Genomic DNA, 12,741 nt, shown 5'->3' on the forward strand with positions numbered 1-12,741 from the left:
AATCTGCTGAGGTGTTCATCGTATTTTCATAAATACGGCCGTATCTTGTCATCCTTCCAACATTAACAGATGTCCAGACAACTGTTTTAAGACTTGACGGCAAGCATTTGCTTTTTCGATATTATCCATCTGCATGGCCGTGTAGAGGCGCTCCAGTTCATCGTCTACTTCCATGCGCAACAACATGAGCCTTTCCTCGCCTTCACGCGAGAGGAACATTTCTTCCATCTCTTCCGCCGTCGGCGCAGGTTCCTTTTGAAAAATGACACGCTGTTTGAACCCAGACACTTCCACGAGCCGAATGACTTCACCGAATAAAATGTTCTCCACAGTCATCTGCTGATCCTTAAACCGCTTCACAACTGCATGCCCGCGTGTATCTCCAATCAGCTTCTCCAGCCACTCTGCAAGTTTTGCATCCTTAATGATATAATCCCCAGTCATCTTGTAGTTCCCCGTGCGTGTCTGTTGAAAGCGGAGCTTTACCAGCTTGCGGCCGGTCCGGACTGACAGGATAAAAAAGGATTCGTCCTCGCTCCAATATAGTGAATATCCCTCACGAATAAGGTCTCTGATCAAATTTTGGATATGCCGACGGTTGAACCGCAGCTCCAGATTGCAATATTCAACTTCATAACTCTTATTCACGGCACTCCCTCCATCTGTACCGGATCAACTCCGGCCCTCGTCTTCAATCGCTTCTACTCAATCGGCTTACCCTATTTTATACTTCATTTTATGTAAGGGTACTTGGTTATTTGACTATTTTTCACCGAAAGGACCGCCGGATTGCAGCTTTCCGCAGACGCACAGGGGCAAGCCCCCGATTATCGTGATATATTGGACGCGAAAAAGGGAGCCCCACAACCAAGACGGTTGGTGGGACTCCCTTTTCTTTTGCTTATTTGGCCGGAGCAGTGCGAAACGGATTGCGGGATAACACAAAGTGCACAACGGCAAGTCCTGCCATGACGATGGCACTGCCGATGAATGGAGCCGGATGGCTCACGTGGTCCCACAGCAGTCCAGAAACAATAGGTCCTACAACCATGCCTGATCCCTGCAATGTAAGGAAAAATCCCCAGATCGCTCCCCGCTCTCCTTTGGGAATCAGTGTGGCTACAAAAGCATTCCAGGCGGGCAAAATCATGGCATAACTGATGCCCACCAGCATGACAACACCAAACACCACCGGAATGGATGTTATGGAGGAGAATGCAAACAGACTGGCCGCCGCCATCAAAAAACCAATGTTCAGGAACGGTTTCGTGCCAAACCTGTCTACCATTTTACCTACAGGCAGTAAGGCAATAATAGTTATTCCACCACCCGCAATCAGCAACAAACTGTAAAGGTTCGGCGAGATGTGCAGATCTGTGCGTGTATATAGCGTGATTACTGGACTGAGCAGCCCGATGACAAACGACTGCATAAACAGTGCAGGATACACCAGTGGATTGACATTAAGCGTGCTGCGCACTCGTTGCAGTGTACCCTTCACACTCTTTTGCAGCCGGATGAACGGTGTGAGCAAATTCGGTTTGGCTGGATATTTCACATCACTATTCTTCGCTGCTTGCTCGGCATGCTCGCCTTCAACAATGACACGTCCAGGAAGAATCATGGCCACCAGAATAACGAGAATGGCACACCCCATTAATACAAGAAAAATGGTGCGATAATCATGATGCGTGCGCTCCAGCAGCCAGTTCATGCCTATAGGTCCAAGCCCCGTTCCGCCGAGAGCAGCCATCTCCAGCGCCCCCATTGCTGTACCATTCTTGTTCTGTGGGCCTGACATCGCCGTCACCCCTGTCATGGCGCAAGGCCAGAGCGGTGACGTACCAATGCCAAGAATCAGACAGGCCATGGCCAGTCCAACGGCACTTTTGAGAAAAAGGATCATAGTAACAGCGATTAAGGTACAGATTAATGCTGTAACCATCGTTGCGCGGAACCCGATCCGTTCTGCTGCCCAGCCGGAAGGCGCCCGGAACAGATTATCTCCCAGATATTGAAGAGCAAATGCCACACCAATGACGCCTGCAGACAGACCCAGTATATTGTCCATATACACGGGCAGAACAGCTACCAACAGGGCTCCTTTGATAATTTCAACTAGAAAAAGTGTCAGCCACATCGCGATAAAAAATGGTGATCGCAGAATTTTGGCTGGTTTTGTGTCGGTTTGCATTCTTTTTCCCCTTTCGGTGTTCATTTGCCTATTCCCTATCCTTAGTGTAACCGTGGGGAATGTGCCCAAATCTCGGCAATTTAAAAAATTGTCGATTTATACTGTTGCATTCGGTTCTTAATTTGCTATACTCATCTTTGTTTACCAATTTTATTAGGAAGGGTTGTGACAGCACTGATGAATCACCACCGTACGCCGCTGTTTACCGCTTTAAAAAATCATGCGGCACTCAATCCGGTACAGTTTCATATTCCGGGCCATAAAAAAGGATTGGGAGCGGATACCGAATTCCGTGAATTTATTGGCGATAATGCCTTCTCCATAGATTTGATTAACATCGCACCGTTGGATGACCTGCATCAGCCAACCGGTGTCATTCAGGAAGCACAGATTTTGGCAGCAGATGCCTTCGGAGCCGATTATACCTATTTTAGTGTACAAGGCACAAGCAGTGCCATTATGACCATGATTCTGTCTGTATGCTCACCGGGTGACAAAATTATTGTGCCCCGTAATGTGCATAAATCGGTTCTGTCCGCGATTATTTTCTCAGGCGCCAAACCCGTATTTGTTTCTCCTTCACAAGATCCCAATCTGGGCATTGACCACGGAGTGACCACACAGTCTATCCGTCGCGCACTGGAGCGTCATCCGGATGCCAAGGCATTGCTTGTAATTAACCCGACTTATTACGGCGTGGTTACCGATCTGAAAGAGATTGTTGAGCTGGCACACAGTTATCAAGTCCCTGTGCTTGTTGATGAAGCCCATGGCGTACTCATTCATTTCCATGAGGATCTGCCACTGTCTGCGATGGCAGCAGGTGCCGATATGGCTGCAACCAGTGTTCACAAGCTTGGTGGCTCCATGACACAGAGTTCCGTACTCAACCTGAATACCAAGAATGGGTTCGTAAATCCACAGCGTGTACAGACGATCCTGAGTCTGCTCACCTCAACATCAACTTCATACATTTTGCTTGCTTCACTCGATACATCAAGACGTAACCTGGCACTCCACGGTCGTGAGATTGCACAGAAGGCGATTGAACTAGCTGAGTTTGCCAGACGTTCGATTAACGATATGGATGGCCTGTATTGCTTCGGTAGAGAGCTGCTGGGTACAGAAGCGACCTTCAACTATGATCCAACCAAGGTAACGATCCATGTTCGCCATCTGGGTATTACAGGGTATGAGACAGAGAACTGGCTGCGTGAACATTACAACATTGAGGTCGAACTTAGTGATATGTACAATATTCTGTGTCTCATTACGCCAGGAGATACGGATAATAGTGTGGATATCTTGCTGAACGCTTTGCAGGATCTCTCCCGTACCTATTATCAAGTGAACCCGGCCCATGAACTGGTCGTAAAAGTTCCGGATATTCCACAGTTGATGCTGACTCCACGTGATGCATTCTACGGTGATACCGAAGTGATTCCGTTTAAGGAATCCGCAGGACGTATTATCTCGGAATTCATCTATGTCTATCCGCCAGGAATTCCGATCCTGTTACCGGGTGAGGTTATCACCCAGGAAAACATCGACTACATCATCGATCATGTCGAAGTTGGATTACCCGTCAAAGGACCCGAAGATCGCAGCGTAACCAACGTTAAAGTGATCGTGGAAGCCGATGCCATTTTCTAAAACAACCTCCTTGCGCTGTGCAGGGGATAAACTTAAAGGACCAAGCCCTAGCTTGGCCCTTTTTTATTTTATGGGACAAGCGAGTTTGCATTTTCCCGTCTATTTCGTCGTTCAAACCGGTGGTGTAAATGCTCGTATACCTCTTGAAAAACAAACAAAAGGCCCCCTGAGATCAAGGAGCCTTCATGTTATGTTCCAAAAGAATGACTATTCTTGTGATGCAACGAGTTCGTTGTAAGCCGCTTCAACGCGGTTCCACTCTTCTTCGTCTTCAATATTGTAGAGCACCATTTCCTCGTCTTCTTCTTCCATACGCAGGATGATGCCGTCAGCTTCAGGATTGTTACGTTCCAGCAGGAGCGCATAAACATGCTTCTCCACGTCAAACGTCTCCACCAAAACCATCTCCACGTCTTGGCCGTTCTCGTCTGTTAATGTGAGAAGGACTTCTTCATGCTCGTGGTCGTGGTCGTGGTCTTGCCCGCATCCGCAGCCATCGCCGTGTTCATGTGTGTGATCGCTCATTGAAATACCTCGCTTTATAAATAGAAATTGTGTAACCTTGCATATCGTAACATGTTCAATGACACAGGTCAATTTAACTCACAAGGTAATTTTCGCTTCAATCGTTCAGCGCTGTAATGATTTTCTCCGCTACCAGGACGTAGCTGCTGTTTGCATTTTCTTTAATATGAAAGCCGACCTGATACTTGCCGGCACGGCTGAAATCATACGTAAAATCATATGTGCGGAACCAGAAGTTATCCTTCTGGGTCGTAAGCTCCTGTGACTGGATATCCTTCACCTGACCGCTTGGATTGGTAATCGTTACTTTCACCGCAGCTACATCTGCTGTCAGACTGTCCACTTGTGAAAATACATTGAATTTCAGCTTACCTACGTTAACGTTGCCAAATACAGTGTCTCCCTTGAAGAGAAAAATATGTACATTCGGTTTGATCACCGTTACTCTCTTGTTACTGCTGTCCCATTTGACGACGCCTCCGGCTTCCCTTACAGGTACATAGGTCGTTCCATCAATGAGATAACCTCCATCAGCTGCTTCCTTGCCGTTAATGAGAACACGAATCTTCTCGTTCACCGAATCTGCAAACAATAAAGACCCGCCGAGCAAGGAGAATACCGTGACACAAAGCAATATTCGTTTCCATTTCATCCCGTCAATATTCCCTCCCCTGCTGCTAGCTGTTGTACATTTATACTGCAGATTCATCCACAAAGTTGCGCTGTTTTTCATCATTTTTCATTTTTTATCCAGAATTTTTTCCACCCCTTGGAATGCACAAAAAGAGACGATCCTCATTAAAGGATGCCCCTGATCTATAATTGTTATAAATACGGGATTATACGAAGAGTTTATGAAGAAGTATGGCGGGTCAATATACAGGGAACGCCCTTGCCTAAAGCCCCTTCAATTCTCATACGTTCAGCGTAATCCATGCCTCGTGTACATGGTGTCTTACATCTCTCGCATACATCCGATGTGACCAACTTCATGGATACACGTATTTTATCACTCTTTAATGCGGGAGCTTTCTTACCCTTTGCCTTTGCCATCCCGGATTCCCCATTTCCCCAAGTGCTTACTGATGTAATGCATCATATGGGGATTCGCCCGGTTGTGTGTCTATTTAGAAAACGTATTTAAATAATAAAAATATGACAAGGAGGATACCTCCGAGAATGAGCCAGTTGCTGATTTCATACCAAATACTCTTGCCTCCGGACAGGTATTTCTGTTCATTCTCCTGATGACGCTGACGGTGGGTATCGGTCTCAGAGCCATGGGGTGGTTTGCTAAAATCCATCATAAGTACATTCCCCTTTCAGCAGTTTTTTGTAAACTTACTACCATTATAACCCACAATTGAGTGTGAAATTGATTTTTATGCATAAAACACCAAAAAACCTCCGATTTCTCGGAGGCTTCTTATCAACAAATAGTATCAGTGATTACGCGAGTTCCACGTTAACATTCACGTTCCCTTTGATTCCTTTGGAATATGGGCAGTAGTCATGGGCAAGTTTCACAAACTTCTGTGCTGTTTCTTCATCCAGACCAAGGATTTTAACTTCCAAATCTACTTGAAGCTTCACGCCGTTATCCTCAGAGTCCGTCACCAACATTACCGTTGCAGCTACGGTACTTCTTTCAATCTCAACTTTGTGTTTCTTCAATTGAAACTCCAGTGCGGAGTTAAAACAAGCACTATACCCTGCTGCAAACAACTGCTCCGGATTGGTAGCTGTCGTCACTTGTCCTCCGAGTTCAGGCGGTGCAGCAACATCCAACATAAACACGTTATCTGGGGATTGTACGATGCCTTGACGTCCGCCTGTATTGATTACTGTTGTTTCATATAATGTTTTCATTTGTGAAAACTCCTCTTCAACATTTATTTGTATTGGTTAAACATGATTTCTTGTTTTTTTGTTTTGCTAACAATTTGATTGTACACAATTTAATTGTGTTTGTAAACCATTATTTAAACAATAAAAGAAGAAGCCGCTTACATAGCGACTTCTAAGCGAACCTTTTATCGTCATCACAGGTCATACACGATCGTCATTCCAATCAGTTACTCCAGATATCCACTTTCATCTGTGCACATTTGAAATACTTGGCCTCGGCCTTACTTGTAGTCAGTTTCAAAAGACATTGCAGTTCTCCATGTTGGAACAACCCACCGCTAAGGTCAGCAGCAACACCGCCATATTGATCATCTGCACCAAGCCATACGGACGGTCTCTCGAACCCAGCTGAGAACTGTAATCCGGTACAGAGCAACACAGTGAGATTCTTACGGTTCTGTGCTTCATCTCCTGCTACGCCATGTGTGGTGAAGAACACCATGTTTTGATTAAAATCCGTGTACGTTCCATCTGCTTTATAGGCACGGACCATACCATATTTCTGATTTACGTTTTGAAAAAAAGTGATTCCGGCCTTGCTATCCTTCGATTTAATGCCAACCTGAACTGAAATTCCAATGTTCCCGTTTAATTGTAGCGCTTCCAAAGTGATTGCAATTGCTGTTACTTTCGAGCTGTCAATCAGATGTTTCATTTTTAACTCTGCCGTGGCTCCTGCCGTTGTCGGAGTTGTAACAGTAATGGTCCCTCTGTCGGGCAAAGGCTCAAACGTAGGGGTGCCCACCACCTCCACCCAATCCGGTAACGTTCCGTAAAGAAAATCAGCCACAAGCTGTTTGTGAACCTTTCCAAAGGGCACAATCTGACCCGCTGCATCACGTATAACCATTTCTACACCCCCACCGAATAGGCTACACCGATATTATGATCGGTATTGTAATACACGTACACTACACCGTCCATAACGGACACCATCAAGGACTGCATGTTGGTCGTTTCCCAATCCAATGCCGGAAAATATATATCTGTAGGTTTGTCCAGCAGTTGACGAAAGTCTGCACTGATCTTGGCAATGGCAGGCCGAGCTACCGTCGTAACCCCACCGGAAGCATAAGCTGATAACATACCCAGCCACCACATGCTCCCTTTGTACATAAATACACCAGCATTGGGTCTCGAAATGTTTTCTCCTGCACTTAAAGTGGCATCATTCCCACCCATTAATGGTCTTGGATCAGCTAACCAGCTACGTCCGTCATGTGAATGCCAGATACATTTACGACCAAAGTCCCCACCGCCCATCACTGAGAAACCGATCCATTTGCCACCATTTCTGAAACACGAGAAATATCCGGTATGACCATCACCTGGGAAACCGGGAGGTTTGTCCAAAATCAAACCCACTCTTGTCCAGTTGATCATGTCTACAGAGGTCGCAAGTGCCGTCGATTGATTGATCCCCAGTCCGTTTTGTTGATAATACATAAAAAACAATTGTTCTTCATCGTTCCAGATCACAAATGGAGTTTCCGTCGAATTCCCAACCACAGTATCGAGATACACCTGTCCGTGTTTGGTCCATGGTCCTGTCGGGCTGTTCGAGTAGGCTAGTCCAATTCCTCCGATGTGATTATGGTTGGTAGAATACGTAGCATAATAATCTGCTTTTGCATCAGGGATAAGCCCCTTTACCTTGATCGCCCGAAACCAATAGATCGATTGAAGACCCGCCATTGCAGCGGTATACATAGGATTGTCCATTTTTTTATCAAATTGAGGCGTGTACATCCGTCTGGTTTCTGCATCGCAATAATCATAAGGCGCAACGGCCCTGCTTGCCTTCATCGCTGCGTCGAGTGCTTCCTGAGCAATATTATCAGTCATAGACATGGAAACTCAACTCCTTCGTGAGCAGGGTATTACCATTTACCGGTCGCGAATATAAAACATCCGAAGTGTCCTTTAATAGGATTGAAAAATCAACAACGTTACCCTCATTCGCAACCGGCTCCTGAGTAACACAAAGGATAGGACAAATTCTAGCATTATATGAATGCGCTTTCATTTTGTTCATTCCTTTATTTCTTTTACAGTTGTAATCAGCAACTGTCCCTTTCATTGGTACGCCCGGATAATGTTGATCCTTCATATTAATCCCTCCTATTGTTTTCTCCCGATAAGTATATTCATGAAGTTGCCTTTGTGTTAAAGCATTATGCCCATCTTGCAGCCTATTATTCTAAGACTGGTTCTCATATAAAACACAAACAGGCTAACCAATACAAATTGGCTAACCTGTTTGAACGAAGAAACTGCAAAACCAATTCCTTATTACTCCGCAAAAAGTGAAGATATGGGATTCGCAACTTTTTTATTGGATTTCTCCTTGCCTTGGTTATCCAATACATAGTACTGGTAAAAGTCGTTAGTGAAGCCGATAGACTCCTGTATTTTCAGCTTAAAAGCTTCAAATGCCTCATCACTCAGATGATCCTCATTCCAGAAATAATGAAGCATCAATCGATTCTGGTTATAGGGATGTTTGATAACATATGCACCAGCCGTGAGAGGTTGATTCATGGTATTCTTCCAAGGAAACCCCGTCTGTTTCGTTCGATCAATAATGTTAAGTTTTAAAGCCTGCACCAATCCGTTTGACTTGGCATTGCCAATGACAATAAGGTTGCTGTTGCCGATCTTTTTTTTCATCTTTTGCTTCAATTCCTTGCGATCCCTTATAATGTCGTATTTCATACCAGTCATATCAAGGAATCCGGTCAACTGATTAACCATATCTTCCTGCTGTTTAGTTGCAAGCTTACTCACCTGATCGCTGAGCAAAATGGTTAATTCCTCGCCTTGAAGGGCTTTGTACATCAATCGATTCATCACTTCATAAGGCAGATTAGGAACCATACCCATGACAGCCTGATATTGCACTTGTAAGACATCATGCACATAGGCGGCGGTCTCTTCCTGTGATAGTTGGTATTCCGGCTTTAAGACAAAATCAGGCTGATATAGGGCCATCTGCATTTCTGAACGTATTTCTTTACCAAGCACATCTTCAATGGTTTGAAGCAGCCCCTCTACCGTTGCATTTTGGTACACGTAGCGTTTGAAATATGTCCTCATCAACTCGTCAAATTTCTCTTCACCGACGGAACGGTAAAGCTGATAGATCGCTTGTCTTCCCTTCTGATAATACACCAAACCGGCCAAATCCCCAGCTTCATCGTTTGTTGACGCAATCGCCATATCTACGGGCGCAGTATCAAACTGTATGGATCTGAACCCATTTAGCTTGTCTCCCTGTTTCTCGGCAAAATACACCATGGAGAAATCGGCAAAGCCTTCATCCAGGAAGGATTCTGTCTCCGAGTTATTACCGATCAATGCATGGAACCACTGATGTGCTATTTCATGAATAAATGTTGTGTCTTCTTCTGGAATAGCACCATTTTGAATCTGTCCCATCTGGATGAGCCTCGCGTACTCCACGGCAACGCCTTGTACATACGTCTCGACAATTCGGAACTCTGGATAGGGATACTTGCCATATTTCTCACTATAAAAATCGATGACCTTGAATGCCTGATTAATGTACCGGTCAACTATCTTTTTCTTGGATGGATCATCGTTATAATAGTAGTATTCCACCGTCAGACCGTTACGGGTAACACTCTCCAATTGAAGGTTTGGACTAGCAAAGAATACAAACTCCCTTGTATTCTCGGCCACAGCAGACACAATCTTACGACCATGTTCTGTACTGTCTTGAGTGGTGATCGTGCCCGGCATGGCTACCTGATACTCATCAGGAACATTGAATTGAACTTCAAAGTCCGATGAGGTGTAATAATCGCTCTCAAATGTTCGACTATACGGCGCCTTGTTCCATTGATGCTTAACCTCGTCGTATACAGACATCACCGGGAACCAGTGTGCACCATTGATCATGTCCTTGTAGTAGGAAACTCGCTGTGAGCCATAGGGTATATTCAACTGAAACTCCAGTTGGAATGATACTGATTCGCCTGGTTGTACGGGCTTTTTCAACTGCACGGTCAACGCTTGGTTTTCCTTATGGAAATCCAGCGATTGCCTATCTGCGGTTACAGCCTGAATATCGATGCCACCCAGAAAGTCCTCCGCTGTCTTCTCCGGGTGATCTTCACTAATCTTCTCATTATGCTGTTGGTACATGCTCGCCTGTGTAGACTTGGAGAGGTTTGCGTCAGCATATGTATGAAGGACCAGCTGCTGGAGTGCATCCTTGCTTGTGTTGCGATACGTTACCTTCTCGCTCCCCTGGATCGTCATGTCCTTCTCATTTAATCGAGCCTGAATCTGGTATTGAATCGGCGTCTGCTCTAAAGAGTCTTTAGGTGTGTTATATATCTTCGTAGATACAGGTGCTGGGCCTGCTTCCGCTGCAACAACCCCCATGTTGGCAAGTGGGCTTGCTGCCAGTATTAAAGCCAGTGTACCCGCGATCCCTACTCTGGCTAACTTTGATGTAAATGGGTTTGAATAATTCATAAGTTCTCTCCTTCTCCTGTTCTATGTTGACCTCAGAACCAAGTATAGAAGACGAACCTTACGCTGAATTTATGTTTTATTTAAGTTTTGTTTAAAAAGAGGAGAGCAAATGAAGCTATCGCAAATCGCATTCATGTTTGTATGTAAAAAAAGAAAAGAAGCCTTACATTGTAAGACTTCTCGTGTATGATCTGTAGTGGGCTCGAACCACTGACCCCTACCCTGTCAAATAAGTGAGCTCTTGATATCCTTACTCTCTCTGTATAGATGACCGAGTAATTCTTTTATTCCACCCTTGATTTCAACCAATATTTTATCTTTGCTAATGTAGACCACCTCTAGCAATGTGCTTAACATCATTTTCTTCTTTTCTGTAGATGCATTTGTAAATATCTCCCCCCAAACTGGGAGATCATCTTTTAGAGCCTCCATCTCTGATATCTCCATTTTTTTGGAGGATAACAATTGCTCTATTCCCTTAATGTCTTCAGTAGTTTTCTGAATTTCGTTTTCTTTTTTCTCGATAAGACCATTGAGCATTTCTGGTTTGAATGCGCTCTTACCCATTATAGATTTTGGAACCTCAGCGTTTAATGTCACAAGCTCCTCGTAGTTCTCTTCCAGTAAATTTTGCATTGTTTTTATTTTTTCCTCTTCTTCATTAGAAACCTTCTTTTTTAATGATTCAATTTCAGATTGGAAATCTATTGTTCTGAGTTGACTTAAGTATACATCCACTCTTTCTAAGACTTGTCTCTCTACCTTCTTTGAAGAAAATGTTGCCTGTCCGTTACAATCCGTCTTTCCTTGCAATTTTCCACTACAACGGTAACTTTTATTCTGATTGTATCTGACTATTTCTCCATTAGCTGCTTTGTATTTATTTACAAATGTAGTCGTGGTCAATCTAGAATTACAACAACCGCATCTGGCTATTCCAGTTAAAAGTAAACTTCCTTTAGTACTTATGGGAATGGAATTTTCATTTCTTTTTGGATTCTTAGGGTTCTTTTTATCCCTTATATCCTGTACACTATTCCAATCCTCTTCTGAAACTATCATTAATTCAGGGATTGGTTTTGAAAATATATCGTCTCCTTTTTCTTTTCTGTATCTCATTACTCCTTTGTAAATTGGATTCTTAAGTATAACGTTTACAGTAGGAGCACCCCATTGTTTTGCTTTTCTTGTCGGAACATTTTTTTCGTTTAGAAGTTTAGCTATTCTTAATTGTCCGTAACCTTCTTCAAGCACTAGTCGGAATATTTCTTGTACGATCTTTGACTCTTCTTCGTGCTTGCACAGTTTTTGCAGTGCTTTTCCTTTTTTATTTACATTACCGGAATCAACACTTTTATACCCGTAGGGAATACCTCCTCCCCTAAAAATACCATCTTCGACCATCTGTATATGTTTTTCGTTGACTCGTTCAGAGGTCTTCCTACTTTCATCGCTTGACTGCCAAAATCTTAAGTAGTTGACCATCCGATCGGTGTATGCTTCAATTTTTTGCTGACCTTCTATTACAGACCACATTTCTACCCCTTTGTTTACAAACCACTCAAGTACAAAGGGAGTCTCATCATCTTTTCTTCCAAGCCTATCAAACATAAATACCAACAAGACATCGAATAAACCATTCTCTGCATCCTCTTTAGCCTTTTGGATAACATCACGCTTCTAGGCAGGTACTTTAAAACCTGATACCCCTTTTTCGGTATATTCCTTAACTAGCTTCCATCCCTCTTGTTTCTCTACCATCTTCCTGCATGCTCGTTGTTGCATTGGAATATCGTTCCCGTCCATCTGACCTTTTGTGGACACTCGATATAGTGCCGCAACACGCTTTATTTGTCCCATTCCATCAACCACCATATCTTTTTTCTGTATTATTTTTATCGATAGTCGTAACTACTTTAACTGCTTAATTTTATCCAAATTGTACCATTAAGTATATT

Annotated in this window: 12 protein-coding genes and 1 pseudogene; 1 reads left to right on the forward strand and 12 read right to left on the reverse strand. The window is 43.9% G+C overall.

What is annotated here, in order from left to right:
* Positions 1–48: 48 nt before the first annotated feature.
* Together MHH25_RS20500 and MHH25_RS20505 are read right to left on the reverse strand one after the other, a co-directional pair.
* On the reverse strand, positions 49–648 hold the full coding sequence (locus MHH25_RS20500) for a hypothetical protein (RefSeq protein WP_036614719.1): 600 nt from the start codon (positions 646–648) through the stop codon (positions 49–51).
* A gap of 253 nt (positions 649–901) precedes the next feature.
* Positions 902–2,194 carry an MFS transporter gene (locus tag MHH25_RS20505; protein WP_340017941.1) on the reverse strand — a complete coding sequence of 431 codons (1,293 nt, stop codon included), beginning with the start codon at positions 2,192–2,194 and terminating at the stop codon, positions 902–904.
* Between the two features lie 177 nt (positions 2,195–2,371).
* On the opposite strand from MHH25_RS20505, the gene MHH25_RS20510 reads away from it, so the two are divergent.
* The gene (locus MHH25_RS20510; RefSeq protein WP_036675042.1) at positions 2,372–3,847 is read left to right on the forward strand and encodes an aminotransferase class I/II-fold pyridoxal phosphate-dependent enzyme; all 1,476 of its coding nucleotides are present in this window, start codon (positions 2,372–2,374) and stop codon (positions 3,845–3,847) included.
* A 207-nt stretch (positions 3,848–4,054) separates the two neighbouring features.
* Here MHH25_RS20510 and MHH25_RS20515 read toward each other — a convergent pair whose 3' ends face one another.
* From MHH25_RS20515 to MHH25_RS20560, 10 genes and pseudogenes are all read right to left on the reverse strand, one after another.
* Positions 4,055–4,372, reverse strand: a complete 318-nt coding sequence (locus tag MHH25_RS20515; RefSeq protein WP_036614722.1) for a DUF1292 domain-containing protein — start codon at positions 4,370–4,372, stop codon at positions 4,055–4,057.
* Positions 4,373–4,469: 97 nt separating this feature from the next.
* On the reverse strand, positions 4,470–5,024 hold the full coding sequence (locus MHH25_RS20520; RefSeq protein ID WP_036614723.1) for a copper amine oxidase: 555 nt from the start codon (positions 5,022–5,024) through the stop codon (positions 4,470–4,472).
* Between the two features lie 475 nt (positions 5,025–5,499).
* Complete coding sequence (locus MHH25_RS20525; protein WP_017687398.1) at positions 5,500–5,679, reverse strand: hypothetical protein; 180 nt, start codon at positions 5,677–5,679, stop codon at positions 5,500–5,502.
* 142 nt (positions 5,680–5,821) lie between these two features.
* Positions 5,822–6,241, reverse strand: a complete 420-nt coding sequence (locus MHH25_RS20530; protein ID WP_017687397.1) for an organic hydroperoxide resistance protein — start codon at positions 6,239–6,241, stop codon at positions 5,822–5,824.
* A 202-nt stretch (positions 6,242–6,443) separates the two neighbouring features.
* A complete protein-coding gene (locus tag MHH25_RS20535; RefSeq protein WP_047843708.1) occupies positions 6,444–7,130 on the reverse strand; it encodes a hypothetical protein in 687 nt (228 codons plus the stop codon).
* Between the two features lie 2 nt (positions 7,131–7,132).
* Positions 7,133–8,131 (reverse strand): hypothetical protein, encoded by a 999-nt coding sequence (locus MHH25_RS20540; RefSeq protein WP_076318898.1) that lies wholly within the window; start codon positions 8,129–8,131, stop codon positions 7,133–7,135.
* The gene (locus tag MHH25_RS20545) at positions 8,118–8,390 is read right to left on the reverse strand and encodes a hypothetical protein (RefSeq protein WP_076318897.1); all 273 of its coding nucleotides are present in this window, start codon (positions 8,388–8,390) and stop codon (positions 8,118–8,120) included. Before MHH25_RS20545 ends, MHH25_RS20540 begins: the two co-directional genes overlap by 14 nt.
* A 182-nt stretch (positions 8,391–8,572) precedes the next feature.
* On the reverse strand, positions 8,573–10,783 hold the full coding sequence (locus MHH25_RS20550) for a M1 family metallopeptidase (RefSeq protein ID WP_076318896.1): 2,211 nt from the start codon (positions 10,781–10,783) through the stop codon (positions 8,573–8,575).
* A 225-nt stretch (positions 10,784–11,008) separates the two neighbouring features.
* Positions 11,009–12,187, reverse strand: a complete 1,179-nt coding sequence (locus tag MHH25_RS20555; RefSeq protein ID WP_340020528.1) for a recombinase family protein — start codon at positions 12,185–12,187, stop codon at positions 11,009–11,011.
* An 18-nt stretch (positions 12,188–12,205) separates the two neighbouring features.
* Positions 12,206–12,658, reverse strand: a pseudogene (locus MHH25_RS20560) (recombinase family protein); the annotation flags it as partial.
* Positions 12,659–12,741: the final 83 nt, after the last annotated feature.

The organism is Paenibacillus sp. FSL H3-0457 (assembly GCF_037981725.1).
Classification (GTDB): domain Bacteria; phylum Bacillota; class Bacilli; order Paenibacillales; family Paenibacillaceae; genus Paenibacillus; species Paenibacillus amylolyticus.